Here is a 17,863-nt window from a genome sequence, read left to right on the forward strand (position 1 = left end):
GGTTTCCTATGTCACTTACAAGAGAGCAAATGGCGCAACGTGTTGCCCAAGAGTTACAAGATGGCTTTTACGTTAATCTTGGGATTGGTATTCCTACCTTGGTTGCCAACTTCGTCCCAAATAATATGAGCGTTATGCTGCAATCTGAAAATGGTTTGCTTGGTATGGGCGAGTTCCCAACGGAAGACACCATTGATGCCGATATGATTAATGCCGGTAAACAAACTGTCACCACAGTGAAAGGTGCTTCTATTTTTTCCTCTGCTGAGTCCTTTGCCATGATCCGTGGTGGTCATGTGGATTTAACCGTATTAGGTGCATTTGAAGTGGACGTGCAGGGAAACATCGCGTCTTGGATGATCCCAAATAAACTGATCAAAGGTATGGGGGGTGCCATGGATTTGGTGGCCGGTGCAGAGAATATTATTGTTACTATGACTCATGCGTCGAAAAATGGCGATTCAAAGCTGCTTTCTAATTGCTCTTTGCCATTAACGGGAAAAGGTTGTATTAAGAAAGTGCTGACCGATTTGGCTTGGCTAGAAATTGAAAACGGTGCCTTTATCTTAAAAGAGAGGGCGCCAGGTGTTTCAGTTGAAGAGATTGTTGAAAAAACTCAAGGTAAATTGATCGTACCGGATGATGTACCGGAAATGACTTTTTCCTAGAGAGAACCACAAATAATAATTATAGGAGCTGCTATGAAAGCTGTAATCGTTGCTGCTGCAAGAACCCCAATTGGTGCGTTTAACGGTGCTTTGTCTTCTCTGAGTGCCGTGCAATTAGGCACTCAGTTATTGTCTGGTATGTTAGCCAAACAACCTGTTTTAAAAGATCACATAGAAGAGGTCATTTTAGGCCAAGTTTTGGCGGCAGGGTGTGGCCAAAATCCTGCCAGACAGACGGCGTTGAACGCTGGGCTGCCTAAACACGTTGGCGCGATGACCATTAATAAGGTGTGTGGCTCAGGTTTAAAAGCGGTGCAGTTAGCGGCGCAATCTGTGTTGAGTGGTGACTCTGCTATGGTGGTCGCTGGTGGTCAAGAAAGCATGAGTCAAGCGGCTCATGTTCTGCCAAGTAGTCGCAATGGTAAAAAAATGGGCTCTTGGGAATTGCTGGATACCATGGTAGTTGATGGACTTTGGGATGCTTTCAACGATTATCATATGGGACAAACCGCCGAAAATATCGCCGATCGTTGGCATATTAATCGCGACGAGCAGGACGCATTTGCTGTGCACTCTCAACAAAAAGCGGCCCAAGCTCAAACGTCGGGACGTTTTGCCGAAGAAATTCTCCCTATTACGATCCCTCAGCGTAAAGGTGATCCTGTCATTGTCGAAGCAGATGAGCAAATCCGCCCTAATACCAGCTTAGATTCATTAGCAAAACTTCGTCCAGCCTTTGTTAAAGATGGCACTGTGACTGCGGGCAATGCATCGACTTTGAACGATGGTGCTGCCATGGTGGTGGTGACCTCTGATGAAGAAGCGGAGCGTTTAGGCTTGCCTATTTTGGCGGTGATTGAAGCAGCCAGTGGTGCAGGTGTCGAACCTGAAATCATGGGAACGGGTCCAATCGTTGCGACTCAAAAAGTACTTGAAAAGGCGCATTGGCAAGTTGCCGATCTGGATTTAATCGAAGCCAATGAGGCCTTTGCTGTACAAGCCTTATGTGTCAATAAAGAATTGGGCTTAGACCCAGAAAAAGTCAATGTAAATGGTGGCGCTATCGCTCTTGGCCACCCAATAGGTGCTTCAGGCTGTCGAGTTTTGGTCAGCTTGGTTCATGAAATGCCTCGTCGAGATGCCCATAAAGGGTTGGCGACCCTGTGTATCGGAGGCGGTATGGGCGTCGCTATGTTGATCTCTCGATAACGATAAAATCATCAAATAATGGAATCTAATTAAAGCGAAATTCCAGTAAGGAAGGCGTTTAGTCGTCTTCCTTACTTTTTTGCTGTCCAAAAAATATAAAAATAGGATATACCGATGAATACATTAGAACAAAAAAAGACAGGCCTACAAAAAGTCAGTCAGTTCTTTGTCACACTTCTACAGCGCTATCTGCCTGACCCTTTTATTTTCGCTATAGTCTTAACGATTGTGGTGTTCTTGTTTGTTATGCCAAGTACGGGACAAGGACCAATGCAGGTGGTCAATGCTTGGGCTGGCGGTTTTTGGAACTTACTGAGTTTCTCTATGCAGATGGCCATGGTCGTTGTGACAGGTCATGCTATGGCCAGTGCGCCAGCTTTTAAGCGTAAATTAGCCATGTTAGCTGGGGCTGCAAAAACGCCGGGACAGGCGATTATCTTAGTCACCGTAATCAGTGCAATGGCTTGTTGGGTGAACTGGGGTTTTGGTTTGGTTGTTGGGGCGATTTTTGCTCGTGAAATTGCTGCACGAGTGAAAGGCGTTGATTATCGTTTGCTGATTGCTTCGGCATACAGTGGTTTCTTATTCTGGCATGGTGGATTATCGGGTTCTGTTCCGTTGTCTATTGCTGGTGGAAAAAATATTGAGACGGTGACAAATGGTGCCGTAACAGCAGCGATTCCAACATCAGAAACCATTTTTTCCACGATGAACTTGGCGATTCTTGCTGTTATGTTTGTCTCTATTCCATTATTAAACCGTTTAATGCATCCCGCGCCTCAAGACACCATCACCATAGATGCTGAACTGTTGGCAGAGACAGAAGCTGAGGTGACAGAAAAAAGTAAAATGACACCGGCAGAGCGCCTAGAAAATAGCCGTACTTTGTCATGGATTCTGGGTGTAATGGGCTTTGCCTATATCATTTATTACTTTGTTACGAACGGCTTCGCGCTTAATTTGAACATTGTGAATTTCACCTTCCTGTTTTCCGCTATCTTGTTGCATGGCACACCTAAGAGTTTACTTAATTCAATTTCTCAAGGCGCGCGTAACTGCTCTGGTATTTTGCTGCAGTTCCCTTTCTATGCAGGCATCATGGGGATGATGACGGCAACGGGAGATTCTGGTGTATCACTGGCTGGTGTAATTTCACAGGCATTCGTGTCTATCTCCAATGAGACAACTTTCCCTCTGTTTACTTTCTTAAGTGCTGGCATTGTGAATTTCTTTGTGCCATCTGGTGGTGGTCAATGGGCAGTGCAAGCGCCAATTATGATGCCCGCTGGTGCCGCGCTGGGTGTTGATGCTGCGAAAACGGCCATGGCGATAGCATGGGGAGATGCTTGGACTAACATGATTCAGCCTTTTTGGGCGTTGCCTGCCTTGGCGATTGCTGGGTTGGGAGCGAAAGATGTCATGGGTTACTGTCTGATGGCACTGATTGGTTCTGGCGTTATTATTTCTTTAGGTTTTTTAATCTTCTAAAGAGCCATTACTTTAAATCAATCCTTATCCATTATTGATGTTTAATCAAGCCGCATCTTGCTCGTTCCAAGGTGCGGCTTTTTACTGGAAAGACATAGTTAAAATACTTTTTTAAGCCACTTTTATTACACGTCTTCTCAATATTTTGAATACTATGCACAAAACCGCGATTTACTTTCTTATTCTTATACCTCTTGCTTACTCTAGTCTGGAAGACGCTCATTTATACTATAAGGCAATATAGATTGACTCGAATTTCAAACAGGTTTGAATGAATAATGACCAGACTAAACGCAGTAAGACATATTGCCTTACATGATGTTGCTAAGAAGAGGGCTGTTCCTGTCGTAATGAATTGCCTACTGATAGGGGCAACAATGCTGACTTCTATGAACGGGTATGCGAAAGCCGACTGGATGTCTGTTACGTTAGATAATGACTTTTTTGTCAACGAAGACAATGGCTACACCAACGGTCTTTATTTGTCTTCTTACGAAATTGATGAAGCACCAAGCTTTGTGCCAAATCCAGATATATGGGTAAAACCTTTTATGTGGAGCATGCCAAGCGGCCCTGCTTTAACGACCGTCAAGGCGCACAGCCTTAGTCAAACCTTGATGACGCCTAGTGACTTAACTTTGACTAATCCGCCTGAAGGTTCGTTCCCCTATGCTGGATTATTGAGTTATACCAATACCTATATCTCAGTGAGTGCCGATTATGCGGATAAAATCAGCACGACATTGGGTGTAGTTGGCCCCTTGGCTTTAGGGAAGCAGACGCAGAAAACCATTCATAAAATGATTGGCGCACAAGACCCGAAAGGCTGGGATACTCAGTTAAAAAACGAACCTGTTTTCATGATTTCAAGAAGTCGAACTTGGCGTGCTTGGGTATCGGAAAGTGGCAATATGGATTTGCTAGTGGGGGGCGGGGTGAACGTCGGAACCATTAGGAGTGGTGTCAATAGTGGCGTAGTGTGGCGCTATGGCAACCGAATGGAGAACTCTTTTGCCAGTATTTTATTGTCTAGCAATCGTATTTCGAACCCAATCGCCATTGATCACGGCTGGTTTGTGTTTGCCGGTGCATTATTCAGTTATGACTTCAATCAAATCTTCATGGACGGTAATACTTTCAGAGACAGCCGTTCGATTGATTATGACCATGAGAATAATATTTTCTCTACAGGGTTAAGTTATTCCTGGGGTGACGCTTCTTTGGCCTTTGCTATCAATACACCCTTTTCCATCAATGGTGACTCTCGTGACAGAGAATTAGATAAATACTTACGATATGGCACGTTAACCTTTGCTTGGTCTCTGTAACTCTACTAGTTACCTGTCATACAAAGTGTGAAAGCCTTTCGTTTAGCGAAAGGCTTTTTTTGTGAAGCCGTTCTTTTTGAGCCGCTGTTATTATTTAAGCAAGTCTGTGACATACTCTAAAAAGGCATCGGGTTGGCCATAATATTGGCTGTGTTGAAGACGAATTAGTTGATCTTTGTTTTGTAAAAATAAAGTCGGAAACCCAGATACTTGCCAAGTATTCATCATTTTCTGGTTGTACTGAATATTCTTTAGAGAATGCTCTTTTACTTCGTGCATGGCAGCTTGCCAAGCGGATTCTTCTATGCCTAATTGTTGTGCGAGAGCTTGTAATTGGTCTTCTTGATGAAGCGCCATGCCTTCAATGTAGTGCGCGTGTTGTAAATGTCCAAGCATAGTCTGTGCCTTGAAGCCCAGTGTTTGCCCAGCCCAAAATGCTTGCGTTGGTAAATACGAATCCAGAATAAATTCGGCACCGGAGGTGACTCTTTGTTGGTATTTTTGGCCAAATGTTACCTTAGCCATTCTGGCTATATGCTGATCCGCTTGCACAATATGTTGGCGAAAACCTAGGTCGATAGCACGTTTCGGAATCATACCACCAGGGTAGTAGTGAATATCGAATTGCGCTGATTCAGCCAGCGTTTGTAATAGAGGTGAAGCTGCATAGCACCAGCCACACATAGGGTCAAAGAAATAATGAATACGGTGCATTGTGAGTCCTTATAGAAAATCATTCTACTAAGCTTACTCTCTTGATTAGTGCTGAAAAATAGTCAAAAATGATCCAGGTTGTTTCTTATATTGTTCAAATGGAATCGCCCTAAATTTACCGTCAGAGACAAAACAATGGACAGAGTGCTAGCGGCAAAAGTTTTTATTGATGTGACGGAAACTCGCAGTTTTACCAAAACCGCGGAACGCCTAGCCATGTCTCGCCCCATGGTGACCCGTTACGTTGATACCATAGAGACTTGGTTGCAGCGACGATTACTGCATCGCACCACACGACAGGTGTCGCTCACTAGCGACGGAGAAGCTTACTTGGCTGAGATCACTTCTTGGTATCAACAGGCTGAGCGATTATCCAGTCTTGCCGAGCAGAGTGATGAACTGTCTGGCTCGATTCGTGTGGCGACCAGTATGTCATTTGGCTATGCTCAGCTGATGCCGGCGTTAAAAGAATTTATGGCTTTGCATCCGCAAGTGGAAGTGGATGTGGATTTAGCGGATTCTACAGCAGATTTGGTAGAACGACGTATCGATTTGACCTTACGCATTGCCTCAAATCCCGACCCTTCGCTGATAGGTAAACCCATTGCTCAATGTGAGTCTGTCTTGGTTGCATCACCGCAATACCTTGCGCAAGCCGATAAGGCGCTCATTCTCCAGCCAGAAGACCTAAAGCACCATGATTGTTTAGGTTACAAGAACTTTGAACAAACCATTTGGCATCTTTCGAGCAATAAATTGAATGACAAAGTGGCTTCTTTAGACACATCGTCATTGGATAAAACCATGGTGTCGGTTGAGACTCATTGCCGTTTAACCTGCAACGAAACCTCCGCCTTGTTACACGCTTGTCTATTAGGCATGGGCATTGCCATGCAGCCAACTTATCTGGTCAATCCCTATCTACAGCGTGGCGAATTGTGTCAAGTATTGCCGCAATGGCGACCCAAAGACTTAACCATTTATGCGCTCTATTCATCACGAAAACACCTGTCACCCAAAGTCAGAGCGCTGATTGACTTTCTCGCTCAGTATTTTCAGCAACACCCTTGGTGAGTGTATATACTTGCTACAAAATGAAGCAATTCAATAATATACATGTGTTTTAAGCTTGGTTATGCTTTGGATGTTCTAAGATTTGGTAGAAAAAAAGGGGTAGACTAATACTACTTTGGTGTGTATCGGTGAAGGGATTTCGAAAATAACATGACAAAACTCCAATCCAACTTTGCTTTTCTCAAAGGTCACAATGACCTTTTGCTATCCATTGCTCAAGCGGCTGAGAATAATTACCCAGATGATCCGAATACTACACTCGTTAAGTTGCGAATTTTTGGCGAATACGTGGCGAATCATCTTGGCACCTTGCTCAATATTGACCCACAAGAAACCCAGTTTAAATTGCTCGAAGAAATTCAACGTAAAACGAAAATAGATGAAACCATTCTGGATGTGTTTCATAAACTTCGTAGCATTGGCAACCAAGCGGTTCATAAATACCATAATGATTTAAACGACGCCGAAATGTGCCTGAGGTTGTCGTTTCGTTTAGCGGTTTGGTATTACCGCTTGATTAGCCAAGACAAAGATTTCCCCTCGCCGTTATTTCAATTACCCAGTAAGCAAGATCAGCAAGCAACTCAACAGGCGTTTCAACAAGAAATAGGCTCACTTAAACAGGCCTTAATGAAAGCCGAGCAAGCCGCTTTGCAAAATGAACATAAAAGCCAAGCTGAGATTGAAGCACAGCAAACCGAATTAGCCGAGCTAAAAGGCCGTTTGTCGGTTTTTGAAAGTACCAAGCAAGAAACCCAAGCCCAAAGCGACGCACGCATTGCCGCCTTAGAAGCTCAACTGAAAGCCAAAGACGATGAATTAACCAGTTTAACCGAAGAAGACCGTAAAACTTTCCACAGCCAAGCCAAGACTCAAGCGAGCCAAAACAAGCTCAATTTAGATGAACAAGAAACCCGCTATTTGATCGACGAGCAATTGCGCCTTGCGGGTTGGGATGCGGACACTCAGAATCTCAAACACAGTAATGGCACGCGTCCACAAATCGGCCGTAACATGGCGATTGCCGAATGGCCAACGGGAATCGACGAAACAAACAAGGTAGGTTTTGCCGATTACGTCTTGTTTATTGGTCTTACGCCCGTTGGTGTGGTGGAAGCCAAGCGTTACAACATAGATGTTGCTAGCAAACTCAACGAAGCCTACCGCTACAGCCAAACCTTTGATGTCCTGGCGTACCAAAACGAATTGGCTAAACGCGCTGCCAATGATGATGAGATGATGGCGCAGGTCAGCGAGCTAAGAATTAACCAATATAATGCCACTGGCTATAATATTCCTTTTTGCTTCTCTGCTAATGGGCGTGGTTACAGCGCCGCGGTAAAAAGCAAAAGCGGCATTTGGTATCGGGACACGCGATTAGCAACCAACCAGCCGGATGCCTTGCCTCAATGGTTTACCCCAGACGAGTTGCTAAGCAAGCTTAATCAAAACATCGGTCAATTAAACAACTGGTTTGCCACCCATGCCGACATGAGCGAATTGGGCTTGCGTTACTATCAAGAAGACGCGGTGCGTGCCGTGGAAAAAGCCGTCGTCGCAGGAAATCGTAGTGCCTTACTGGCCATGGCAACGGGTACAGGCAAAACCCGCACCGCCATCGCCATCATGTATCGCATGATCCAATCCCAGCGGTTTAAACGTGTGTTGTTCTTGGTGGATCGCCGCTCCTTGGGCAATCAAGCGGTTGGTTCGTTCGACGACACCCGCATTCAAGGGCAAACCTTTAATAGCATTTTTAACATCAAAGGGCTGACTGATCGTTTCCCAGAAGACAGCACCAAAATTCACGTTGCCACCGTGCAATCCTTGGTGAAGCGCGTTTTGCAAAATGACGAATTTATCCCTGTTGGCTTGTACGACGCCATTATCATAGACGAAGCCCACCGAGGCTATATTCTCGACAAAGAGCAAACCGAAGGGGAATTGGCATTTCGTGATCAGCGAGATTATATCTCGGCCTATCGCCGCGTGATCGACCAATTTGATGCATTCAAACTGGCGCTGACCGCCACGCCAGTCTTGCATACTACCGAGATATTTGGCCGCCCGATTTTTAATTATTCTTACCGCACCGCCGTGATTGATGGCTACTTAAACGACTATCAGCCGCCGATTAAAATTAATACCGAGCTCAACACCAAAGGCATTGCTTTTGCCAAAGGCGAGCAAGTTCAACGTCTTGCTGTCACTGGCGATTTACAACTGGATGAACTAGAAGACGAGCAGAACTTCGAGGTCGATCATTTCAACAAGCAAATCATCGCGCCGAATTTTACCAAGGCCATTTGCCAAGAACTGACCAACTGGCTTGACCCAAACAGCCAGCAGAAAACCCTCATTTTTTGTGTCAATAACGAACACGCCGACATGGTGGTTGAAACGTTACGAGACGCCTTTCGACAATCAGGCAACCCGACATACGCCAACTTAGAACACGACGCCATTATTAAGATCACGGGCAACGCCGACAAAGACGCTAACAAGGTACAAAGCCTGATCACCCGCTTTGAAAAAGAACGCCTGCCGAACATCGTCGTCACCGTCGATTTATTAACCACGGGCATCGACATTCGCAGCATTTGCAATCTGGTGTTTTTGCGCAAAGTGCGCAGTCGCATCTTATACGAGCAAATGAAAGGCCGCGCCACACGTTTGTGTCCCGAAGTCGGCAAAACAAGTTTCCGTATTTTTGATGCCGTAGACGTGTTTGCTACGCTGGAATCCGTCGACACCATGCAAGCCGTTGTGGTGCGACCTAACGTCAGCTTATCGACCTTGGTGGCCGAAATCCGCGACGAAAAAGCCTACACAGTGATCGAAAGTAACGACAAATCTTTTGCCGACAACAGCCATGAACAGCTGGTGTCCAAATTACAGCGAGTGATCACCCAAGCGAATTACCAAAAAGATCGCAGCCGCGAGGTCGAACAGCAAGTGCAGCAATTGGATGAACGCCTAACCAACGTGGTTGGCTGTGATTTTGCCCAGTTTGCCAACACCCTAAAAAGCCAAGGCGCGAAGCAATCCGCCGAGTATTTTGCCAAGTTACCCACTGTGATCGAGCAAATCGAAGGTTTAAAACGCACGATAAACAGCTTGCGAGATCGCCCGATTTTTACCGATATCGAAGACAAGGTGATTGGCGTGGAAACCCTGTATGGCGATTACAACCAGCCCGACGACTTCCTCGATGCTTTTGATCGGCTGGTAAAAGACAACATCAACCAACTGGCGGCGCTCGATGCGGTGGTTAATCGGCCGCGAGATCTCACCCGCAAGGGGCTGGTGGAATTGCAAGAATGGTTCGATGCCAAGCACTTTGACGAATCCGCTTTGCAAACCGCGTGGAAACAGAAAACCAACCAAGACATTGCCGCCAAGCTGGTCGGGCACATTCGCCGTGCCAGCATGAGAAACCCACAACTCTTGCCCTTTGACGTGCGTGTCGATCATGCCCTTGAGCGCATAAAAAGCGAAAACGACTGGAACCCAGTGCAAATCAAATGGCTGGATCGTCTCGCCAGCTCGATAAAAGACAAGGTCGTATTGGACGATGATGTCTATAAAATCGGCAATTACAAACGCGATGGCGGCAAACGCAAACTGCAAGACGCCTTCGACAATGAACTGGACGAGATTCTGCAAAAATTTAACGAGTATATCTGGGACGAGCTGGCTTAGCTCGGTATCATACGCACCAACTATTACCTTGATGCGCCTTAGCCCAACATGGCTAAAGCGCTCTTATTTACTAGTGTTACAACATAGAGAAGTTTTATGAACAACAACGAGCTGGTCGCCAAACTCTGGAAGCTGTGCGACAACCTTCGCGACGGCGGTGTGTCCTACCAAAACTACGTCAACGAACTGGCGTCTTTGCTGTTTCTAAAAATGTGCGAACAAACCGGCCAAGACGAAGATCTCTTGCCTGAAGGCTACCGCTGGAAAGATCTGACCAGCAAAATTGGCATAGAACAACACAGCTTTTACAAAACCTTATTAAACAAGCTAGATGGCGATCATCATGCCATCGTGCAAGCCATCTTTTTGAACGCCACTACAACCATTACACAACCTGCGCAATTGACCGAATTGATCACCAACATGGACAAGTTGGATTGGTACGACAACGACGGCACAGGCAAAGGCCGCGACGACTTTGGTGACATGTACGAAGGCTTGTTACAGAAAAACGCTAACGAAACCAAATCTGGCGCGGGGCAATACTTCACGCCGCGCCCGCTGATTAGCGCCATTGTGGAACTGATGAAACCGCAACCGCGCGAAATCATTCAAGACCCAGCGGCAGGCACAGCAGGCTTCTTGATCGAAGCCGACAAATACATCAAAGCCCACAGCAACAACCTAGACGACTTGCCCGACGACATTCAAACGTTCCAGATGGAGCGCGCTTTTATTGGCCTAGAGTTAGTGCCAGAAACTCGCCGCCTTGCCTTGATGAACTGTTTATTGCACGACATCGAAGGCGACAGCGAACACGGCGCGATTCGTTTGGGCAACACCTTGGGCGCGGATGGCGAAAGTGTGCCCAAAGCCAATGTGGTCTTGTCTAATCCGCCGTTTGGCAGCGCGTCGAGTAGCAACATTACCCGTAAGTTTGTTCACCCAACGGGTAACAAACAACTGTGCTTTATGCAGCACATAGTTGAAACACTGGAACCCGGTGGCCGCGCGGCGGTGGTGATTCCCGACAACGTATTATTCGAAGGCGGCAAAGGCACCGACATTCGCCGCGACCTAATGAACAAGTGCAACCTGCACACCATTTTACGGTTACCCACAGGCATCTTCTACGCCGCGGGCGTGAAAACCAACGTACTGTTTTTCCAAAAAGGCACACCAGACAACCCACAACAAGACACCAACTGTACTCAAGAGACCTGGGTCTACGACATGCGTACCAACATGCAAACTTTTGGCAAACGCCGCATGCTTACCGACGCCCATTTTGACGCTTTCATTGCCGCCTACGGGGAAGACGCCAACGGCCAATCACCACGGGAAGAGGGCGTTTTTACTGGGAAAAGCCAGCAGCTTGGCGAGATTGAAGGGCTGGGTGAAGAGGAAGGCGTTGACAACGCCCGCTGGCGCAAATTCAGCCGTGACTACATTCGCGAGCAAAAAGGCGACAGCCTAGACATCACATGGCTCAAAGACCTCGAAGCCAGCAACTCGGAAAACCTGCCCGAGCCAGACATACTGGCAGGCGAAGCCATGGCGGAACTCACCGAAGCCATGAGTGAACTCTACCAACTCATGCAAGCCCTCGGCGCCGATGACGAAGCCGAAGCGCAAAAACAACTGCTAGAAGCTTCCTTTGGATTGGAAGAAAAAGCCGTCGAAGGCAATCCAGAGCAAGGCAATCAAAAAGGCCAAGGTGAGCTATTTGGAGGCCAAGCGTGAGCGAATTGCCGAAGGGGTGGGTTGAGACGACGATTGGAGTTGCTGTTCTTAATGTGAATAATTTAAGGGAGCCAATATCATTAAAGAAACGTTCTGAAATTCAAGGTCAATATCCATATTATGGTGCGACTGGGCAAATAGATTCACTTAATGATTTTACTCATGAAGGCGATCATATTTTAGTAGGAGAGGATGGCGCTAACCTTTTATCCAAATCAAAACCTTTAGCTTTTATTGCTAAAGGAAAGTATTGGGTTAACAATCATGCTCATTCATTACGATCATTGGCTAATATGCCGAGTTTATATATTTGCTTATACATAGATTCATTAGATTTAACTCCTTGGGTTACAGGATCAGCTCAGCCAAAGTTAACTAGAGGAAATTTAGATAAAATTCCGTTACCGCTCGCCCCACTTGCCGAACAAAAACGCATTGTCGAAAAACTGGATCAAGTCTTAGCGCAGGTGGACACCATCAAAGCCCGCCTCGACGGCATCCCCGCCATCCTCAAACGCTTCCGCCAATCCGTCCTCGCCGCCGCTGTTAGTGGGAAATTGAGTGAGGGGTGGCGAAAGAAAACGCATCTGTCATTAAGTTCATGGTCGTTTGAGGCTGCTGAAAAAGCCTGCACTAAAGTTCAAAGCGGATCTACACCTAGAAATAATCCATTCGATCAAGGCGGTACTATTCCTTTCTTAAAAGTTTATAACATCGTTGAGCAAGAAATAAGCTTTGATTATAAGCCTCAATTTGTCACAAAGGATGTCCATAGCGGCGCTCTAGGAAGATCTATAGCGCTTCCTAACGATGTGCTAATGAATATAGTTGGCCCACCACTTGGCAAGGTCGCAATTCTCACAGATCAATTTCCTGAATGGAACATCAATCAGGCTATCACTCTATTTAGAACCGATGAAAATACTTTGTCGCATAAATTTTTATACTACGTTTTACGCGAAGGTGAGCTAGTCCGAAAAGTTATGCCTGACACCAAAGGTAGTGTAGGCCAAGTTAATATATCTTTATCACAATGTAGAAATGCAATAATTCCTGTGCCATCTCTTAAAGAACAAACCGAAATCGTCCGTCTTGTGGATCAATACTTTGCTTTTGCCGACACCATCGAACAACAAGTGCAAAAAGCCCAACAGCGTGTCGATAAACTCACCCAATCCATCCTAGCCAAAGCCTTCCGTGGTGAACTCGTGCCGCAAGATCCAACCGACGAACCCGCCGACGAACTGCTGAAACGAATCGCCGCCGCCCGCGCCGAAAGCGACGCCCTTGCCAAGGCCGCGAAGAAAGTAGGGAAGAAAACGGCTAAATAAATATCACTTTTAAAATACCCTAATAGAAAGCTAACTCATTATTAAAAAGGATAAACTATGTCATCGACGATAAAAAAAGTACTCACTTCCATCGATTCTTTCTTCGGATTCCTTGCCTCTGTTTTAATGCGAGTTCTTTTATACGTGTTTTCATTTATTGTGTGTGTGTTGACTGTGTTGGATGTTCTAACCACACCTTTTTATGATGAATCAAGTGACGCTATATTCAGTTTTAGCCTCAATGAGCTAGATAATTTGGAAGCAGTGGTTATTCTTACTTTTATTTTTGTGACGGTGCGTTTCTTTAGGCGCAGTAAAGCAGAAGGTGTGACGCTTTGGCCATGTTTAAAATCTTATGTGTTTGTGTCTGCTGTCTCTGTGGCGTTTTCATCGATTATTTATTTACTTGTGCTTATGCTGGTGATGTTTGATCGCGGTGAAATTAGCCTTTCTGTTTTTGATGAGCACTCTGATTTACAGTATTTCTCCAACGCAATTTTCACTATGTTAGCCTTGTATGCTTTTGCCCCTTTGCCAAAGTTGGGTTGGTTGCAAAAAATGAGCGGTAAGCAAGAAGAGGTTGTGTCTGAACCAGATCAATCAAATGACTTTACTCACTCTGAAAAAGGTTCTGTGGATTCAAATATGAACGAAACAGACTCTTCACATTCAAGCTCTTTTCATTTAGATAAGACAGATAACAAATAAGAAAGGGATTTTAAAATGACTTTAAATAATCGTGTTGTATTCGTGTTGTTGTCTTTGGCGTTAAGTAGCCATGCCTTTTCCCGTAGTGACATTCCTTTAAAGAAAGGCGCTGATTTTTTAGTGAGTGCTTGCCAAGAAGTCGTTGATATTTATGATGCGCATGGTGAAGCGAAGTTTCTAGCATCTCAGCGTACGTCTTTGGCAGAAGGTATTCGTACGGGTTATTGTCTTGGCGTTATTGTGCAATACCGAGAAAGTGCTGGTTATTGTCGTTATTCAAAAAATAATGTACTAGAAATGGCTCAAGCGATTGCTCGTACCAATCTGACTGAGTCTCAGTTAAAACGAACGGATACTTCTGACATTTTAGAAGAAGCGTATTGTGGACTCTAGATTTTACAGTATTCCTGAGGCGCTGAGACTGTTATTTGGTTCAGACATGCTGAGAGAGGTTCCCTCGTTACGAACCAAGGCAAATTCTTTTTTGCGCAACGGCCTTTTGACTTTTAAAGAGGATTTAATTGTTCATAAGAAGAGCAAGTTTATCCCTGAAACAGAGCTGGATACCTTGTTTAACGCTATGTTGTTGAGCTCTATTTTTACCGATTCAAAGGAAGTGAAAGCGATTTTCTGTGAGCCTGAAAAACGCGCTCAATGTGCCGAGGTCGTGAAAGCCATGTTCACTCGCCAGCATTCGCTGGCGGGGATCGCTCTTTCTAGTAGCAAGACGACGACTTTTGTTACTTGTCTCGAAGGGGATTTTGACCTTAGGGCGAACCGTTTACCGAATCCGTTTAAAACCTTGCCTCAAGCTACGCTTGGCAGTAACGGCTCTTTGCTTCGTGTCTTGTTGGCTCAAGCGGCGGTGCTTGAGCCAATGGACAGTATTCTAATGAAATACTTGGATGGTGAATGGCTTGAGGCTCAAGCTTTGATCAGTCAATTGGATATAAATTTAGCGGGTGTTGCCGAGCTAAAGGCGGAGATAGACAAGAAAATCCATGAAGCGGAAGAAGTGGATGATTTGTTAGATTTTATGCGTGGTCTTTAAGGCCTCGCATAAAAAATAAAAAATAGTTAGAAATCGCTTTGTTGTGCAGTGCACAAATTCAACCTTGGTTTTGTTGGCAACATCCCGTTGACAACGAAACGGAGGTTCAATATGAAAACATTCACTTTAGCTACACCTGCTACTCAAAAGCAATTTGGGCAGCAAGCAATCACATTGGCGTCAGATTTAAACGCAGCTGATGGTATTAATAAATCAGTGCATGCGATTAATTTTCAGAAGCTAAAATGGAAACTTACCAAGTCAGCCGAGGCCACTTGGAGCGATGAAATGTGTGACTTTGCAGAGTTAGAGTATAAGAAGTTTCTAACACTAAAGCTTCTCTATCCAAAAGTCTCTTTTGTTCCAAGTAAGATCGTCGATAAGTTTTGGCATGAGCATATATTAGATACAAAATCTTATGCCGAAGACTGCATGATGCTATTTGGTTCGTTTCTGCATCATTATCCGTATTTTGGCATATATGGCGATGACGATCAGCGAGCTCTTCAAGCTGCTTTTGATGAGACGATTGAGCTGTATGAATCCCACTTTGGCTCGTACCCAACTGATGCATTATTTAGCCAACAGAGTGTTGAGGCAGCACGCTGTAGTGATCATGCATGTCATGTTCCATCATCTTGCGCATGTCGTGTACCAGGTGCGTGTAAATAAGCTCTAAATCATATTACTTGAGACAATATCAGCTGATGACGGCTGATATTGTCTTTTATTAATGGCGACTGGCAGTCGCTTCCAAGAAAAATAATCATGAAATAATTACTATGTTGTGCAGTGCACAAGTTGAATCTAGATCCCGTTGACAAAAAACGGAGGTTCAACATGAAAACATCTATTTCGAAAACGCTTCATTCAAACTTACGAGTTTCAAGTGCACAGGATTTAAACACACAAACGGCAAAGACCGAACTGGTTATCAATTTTCACATGACAGAAAGCTGCAACTATCAGTGCAGCTACTGCTATGCCACTTGGGATGACTTAGAAGCCAAAAATGAGCTTCATCGTTTGTCAGGGCAAGTGGAATCCCTTCTACAAAATCTTGCAGACTATTTCCTACGTCCTAATCCATTGCAGTCTGAAATGGGTTATCAGAACGTACGCCTTAATTTTGCTGGCGGTGAGCCTATGTTGCTCGGGCAACGTTTTTTGGATGCTGTTAAGTTTGCGAATCAGTTAGGTTTTCGCACGTCTTTGATTACCAATGGACATTATCTTACTGAGGATATTTTGGATGAATTAGCACCCTCTTTGGATGTGTTAGGGATGAGTTACGATACCGCGGATCATGCTTTGGCACAGGGTATTGGCCGTGTTGATCGCAAAAAACGTTGGATTGATGCTGAACAATTGGTGCAGATGTGCGCCCGTTATCGGTCGTTGAACCCGACGGGCGTTTTAAAGCTAAACACAGTGGTAAATGCTGTGAACTGCAATGACAGTTTGTTTGGTCTGATGAGTGAAATTAAGCCTAACAAATGGAAGTTGTTACGTGTTTTGCCTGTGCATGATCACCAGTTAACGATTACTCAGGCTGAGTATCAAGCTTATGTTCAGCGACATTCTGCGCTATCTAGCATCATTGTAGAAGAAGACAATGATGCCATGACGCATACGTATTTGATGATCAATCCAGAAGGGCGTTTTTACCAAAATTCCGATGCAGGTTGCGGCTACATCGTCAGTAATTCGATTTTGACTGCGGGTGTTGAAAAAGCACTGAGTCAGGTTCCTTTTAACATCTCTGGGTTTAAGCAGCGTTACCAGCTTATTCCTTCGGTGATGGTTTGAGGAGGAATTTATGATGAAGCAGATTATAAATGGACTCGAGTCAATTCCTTTTTCGTTGCGAGAAAAGGCACGTCAAGAAGTCTCAGATTTACTTAAATTAGGAAAGCGATCCAGAAGGTGGAAAAAGCTATCAAACAAGAAAGACTGGATAAGTTGCAAGTTGAATAAGTGTTATCGATTGGTTGTCAGGCTTTCGAGGGTTTCTACTGGACCGTATATCTGTATGAACCATTCGGACTACGATAAGCGCTTTAGGTAACGTTAGAAAGTTAGTGGGAGTAAATAACCACACCAGATTCTCGAATTTGTTTTAACAGGGCTTGGTTGGTGAGATTTTTCTCATCCACCAAGTTGATCATGTAGGGGCTGTTTAAGTCGTCTAGTTCAATACGAAGAGAGGGGATGATGTCTTCTTTTGGTGTTGAAATAGAAAGGTCTATGTCTGAGCCGTTACGAAAATTGCCTGTGGCGCGGGAGCCGAACAGAGTCACTTTTTCAATGTCTGGATACTTTGAAAAGGTCTCAGACATTTTTTGTAACAAGTTTGTTGGAATGCCGAATTTGGAAAGGGTCATAGGGTAGACAATTTTTCTTTCAGTTGAATGAAGCAGGCGTTGTAACTTTCCCGTACTTTTGAATATTCCGTTCCAAGAATACTCGCATCGTAGGCGTGTACCGTTTTGTTACGACTTTCGATCATGTCCATCCATGTTTGACCGTCTTGGATGAGACCTAGGTTAAACGCCAGCCTTGTCGCGGTTCTTGATCCTGTAATGTTTTGATGACCTTCGTATTCAAGGTAGTCTTTTAAAACTTTCCAAGCCAGTTCGTGAGTGAATTCGAATCTCTGTAGAACGCCTTCCTTTATGATGTTTGGCGATTTTTCGTCGTAGGCTTCTACGGCTTCGTTTAGTTGCAGTAAGACTTTTTTATAGTTTTGAAACCGTTGTCTCCAACGTTCTGCTAGCTGACTATCTTCGGTTATATCTTTGTCGTCTCTTTGGCCTAGCACGTTTTAGCATTATGTCACAGATTACG

17 protein-coding genes are annotated in these 17,863 nt (G+C 44.8%); 14 read left to right on the top strand and 3 right to left on the bottom strand.

Going from position 1 to position 17,863, the window contains the following annotated elements; all coding sequences use genetic code 11:
• The first annotated feature begins 8 nt into the window (after nt 1-8).
• From DFP76_RS09590 to DFP76_RS09605, 4 genes are all read left to right on the top strand, one after another.
• Nucleotides 9-668, top strand: coding sequence for a 3-oxoacid CoA-transferase subunit B (locus DFP76_RS09590; RefSeq protein WP_113874418.1), 660 nt, complete (start codon nt 9-11; stop codon nt 666-668).
• A gap of 33 nt (nt 669-701) precedes the next feature.
• Nucleotides 702-1,877, top strand: coding sequence for an acetyl-CoA C-acetyltransferase (locus tag DFP76_RS09595; protein WP_113874419.1), 1,176 nt, complete (start codon nt 702-704; stop codon nt 1,875-1,877).
• 114 nt (nt 1,878-1,991) lie between these two features.
• Nucleotides 1,992-3,365 (top strand): short-chain fatty acid transporter, encoded by a 1,374-nt coding sequence (locus DFP76_RS09600; RefSeq protein WP_113874420.1) that lies wholly within the window; start codon nt 1,992-1,994, stop codon nt 3,363-3,365.
• 377 nt (nt 3,366-3,742) lie between these two features.
• Nucleotides 3,743-4,693, top strand: a complete 951-nt coding sequence (locus DFP76_RS09605) for a lipid A deacylase LpxR family protein (protein WP_245931910.1) — start codon at nt 3,743-3,745, stop codon at nt 4,691-4,693.
• A gap of 90 nt (nt 4,694-4,783) precedes the next feature.
• On the opposite strand, the gene DFP76_RS09610 is transcribed toward DFP76_RS09605, so the two are convergent.
• Nucleotides 4,784-5,407, bottom strand: a complete 624-nt coding sequence (locus tag DFP76_RS09610) for a DsbA family protein (protein ID WP_113874422.1) — start codon at nt 5,405-5,407, stop codon at nt 4,784-4,786.
• Between the two features lie 135 nt (nt 5,408-5,542).
• On the opposite strand from DFP76_RS09610, the gene DFP76_RS09615 reads away from it, so the two are divergent.
• From DFP76_RS09615 to DFP76_RS18395, 10 genes are all read left to right on the top strand, one after another.
• Complete coding sequence (locus DFP76_RS09615) at nt 5,543-6,481, top strand: LysR family transcriptional regulator (protein WP_113874423.1); 939 nt, start codon at nt 5,543-5,545, stop codon at nt 6,479-6,481.
• 150 nt (nt 6,482-6,631) lie between these two features.
• On the top strand, nt 6,632-10,183 hold the full coding sequence (gene hsdR / locus DFP76_RS09620) for a type I restriction-modification system endonuclease (protein WP_113874424.1): 3,552 nt from the start codon (nt 6,632-6,634) through the stop codon (nt 10,181-10,183).
• A gap of 96 nt (nt 10,184-10,279) precedes the next feature.
• Nucleotides 10,280-11,926 carry an N-6 DNA methylase gene (locus DFP76_RS09625; RefSeq protein WP_113874425.1) on the top strand — a complete coding sequence of 549 codons (1,647 nt, stop codon included), beginning with the start codon at nt 10,280-10,282 and terminating at the stop codon, nt 11,924-11,926.
• The gene (locus DFP76_RS09630; protein WP_113874426.1) at nt 11,923-13,257 is read left to right on the top strand and encodes a restriction endonuclease subunit S; all 1,335 of its coding nucleotides are present in this window, start codon (nt 11,923-11,925) and stop codon (nt 13,255-13,257) included. The genes DFP76_RS09625 and DFP76_RS09630 overlap by 4 nt, the downstream gene beginning before the upstream one ends.
• Nucleotides 13,258-13,314: 57 nt before the next feature.
• Nucleotides 13,315-13,965, top strand: coding sequence for a hypothetical protein (locus DFP76_RS09635; RefSeq protein WP_113874427.1), 651 nt, complete (start codon nt 13,315-13,317; stop codon nt 13,963-13,965).
• Nucleotides 13,966-13,980: 15 nt separating this feature from the next.
• A complete protein-coding gene (locus DFP76_RS09640) occupies nt 13,981-14,358 on the top strand; it encodes a hypothetical protein (protein WP_113874428.1) in 378 nt (125 codons plus the stop codon).
• Nucleotides 14,348-15,016, top strand: a complete 669-nt coding sequence (locus DFP76_RS09645) for a hypothetical protein (protein WP_113874429.1) — start codon at nt 14,348-14,350, stop codon at nt 15,014-15,016. The genes DFP76_RS09640 and DFP76_RS09645 overlap by 11 nt, the downstream gene beginning before the upstream one ends.
• Before the next feature lie 111 nt (nt 15,017-15,127).
• On the top strand, nt 15,128-15,688 hold the full coding sequence (locus DFP76_RS09650) for a glycine-rich domain-containing protein (protein ID WP_220150991.1): 561 nt from the start codon (nt 15,128-15,130) through the stop codon (nt 15,686-15,688).
• A gap of 168 nt (nt 15,689-15,856) precedes the next feature.
• Entirely contained in the window at nt 15,857-16,825 is a 969-nt protein-coding gene (locus DFP76_RS09655) for a viperin family antiviral radical SAM protein (RefSeq protein ID WP_113874430.1), read from the top strand.
• 13 nt (nt 16,826-16,838) lie between these two features.
• A complete protein-coding gene (locus DFP76_RS18395; RefSeq protein ID WP_425451757.1) occupies nt 16,839-17,084 on the top strand; it encodes a ParE family toxin-like protein in 246 nt (81 codons plus the stop codon).
• Between the two features lie 10 nt (nt 17,085-17,094).
• On the opposite strand, the gene DFP76_RS09665 is transcribed toward DFP76_RS18395, so the two are convergent.
• Nucleotides 17,095-17,400, bottom strand: coding sequence for a nucleotidyltransferase domain-containing protein (locus tag DFP76_RS09665; RefSeq protein WP_113874432.1), 306 nt, complete (start codon nt 17,398-17,400; stop codon nt 17,095-17,097).
• Entirely contained in the window at nt 17,397-17,837 is a 441-nt protein-coding gene (locus DFP76_RS09670; RefSeq protein WP_245931911.1) for a nucleotidyltransferase substrate binding protein, read from the bottom strand. Before DFP76_RS09670 ends, DFP76_RS09665 begins: the two co-directional genes overlap by 4 nt.
• Nucleotides 17,838-17,863 lie beyond the last annotated feature (26 nt).

The sequence above is a fragment of the Marinomonas aquiplantarum genome, from assembly GCF_003314975.1.
Classification (GTDB): Bacteria; Pseudomonadota; Gammaproteobacteria; order Pseudomonadales; family Marinomonadaceae; genus Marinomonas; species Marinomonas aquiplantarum.

What these genes read in the sequence shown, in the direction of transcription:
- DFP76_RS09590 (WP_113874418.1), top strand. Translation starts at nt 9, where the DNA reads ATGTCACTTACAAGAGAGCAAATGGCGCAACGTGTTGCCCAAGAGTTA.
- DFP76_RS09595 (WP_113874419.1), top strand. Translation starts at nt 702, where the DNA reads ATGAAAGCTGTAATCGTTGCTGCTGCAAGAACCCCAATTGGTGCGTTT.
- DFP76_RS09600 (WP_113874420.1), top strand. Translation starts at nt 1,992, where the DNA reads ATGAATACATTAGAACAAAAAAAGACAGGCCTACAAAAAGTCAGTCAG.
- DFP76_RS09605 (WP_245931910.1), top strand. Translation starts at nt 3,743, where the DNA reads ATGCTGACTTCTATGAACGGGTATGCGAAAGCCGACTGGATGTCTGTT.
- DFP76_RS09610 (WP_113874422.1), bottom strand. Translation starts at nt 5,407, where the DNA reads ATGCACCGTATTCATTATTTCTTTGACCCTATGTGTGGCTGGTGCTAT.
- DFP76_RS09615 (WP_113874423.1), top strand. Translation starts at nt 5,543, where the DNA reads ATGGACAGAGTGCTAGCGGCAAAAGTTTTTATTGATGTGACGGAAACT.
- hsdR (WP_113874424.1), top strand. Translation starts at nt 6,632, where the DNA reads ATGACAAAACTCCAATCCAACTTTGCTTTTCTCAAAGGTCACAATGAC.
- DFP76_RS09625 (WP_113874425.1), top strand. Translation starts at nt 10,280, where the DNA reads ATGAACAACAACGAGCTGGTCGCCAAACTCTGGAAGCTGTGCGACAAC.
- DFP76_RS09635 (WP_113874427.1), top strand. Translation starts at nt 13,315, where the DNA reads ATGTCATCGACGATAAAAAAAGTACTCACTTCCATCGATTCTTTCTTC.
- DFP76_RS09640 (WP_113874428.1), top strand. Translation starts at nt 13,981, where the DNA reads ATGACTTTAAATAATCGTGTTGTATTCGTGTTGTTGTCTTTGGCGTTA.
- DFP76_RS09650 (WP_220150991.1), top strand. Translation starts at nt 15,128, where the DNA reads ATGAAAACATTCACTTTAGCTACACCTGCTACTCAAAAGCAATTTGGG.
- DFP76_RS09655 (WP_113874430.1), top strand. Translation starts at nt 15,857, where the DNA reads ATGAAAACATCTATTTCGAAAACGCTTCATTCAAACTTACGAGTTTCA.
- DFP76_RS18395 (WP_425451757.1), top strand. Translation starts at nt 16,839, where the DNA reads ATGAAGCAGATTATAAATGGACTCGAGTCAATTCCTTTTTCGTTGCGA.
- DFP76_RS09665 (WP_113874432.1), bottom strand. Translation starts at nt 17,400, where the DNA reads ATGACCCTTTCCAAATTCGGCATTCCAACAAACTTGTTACAAAAAATG.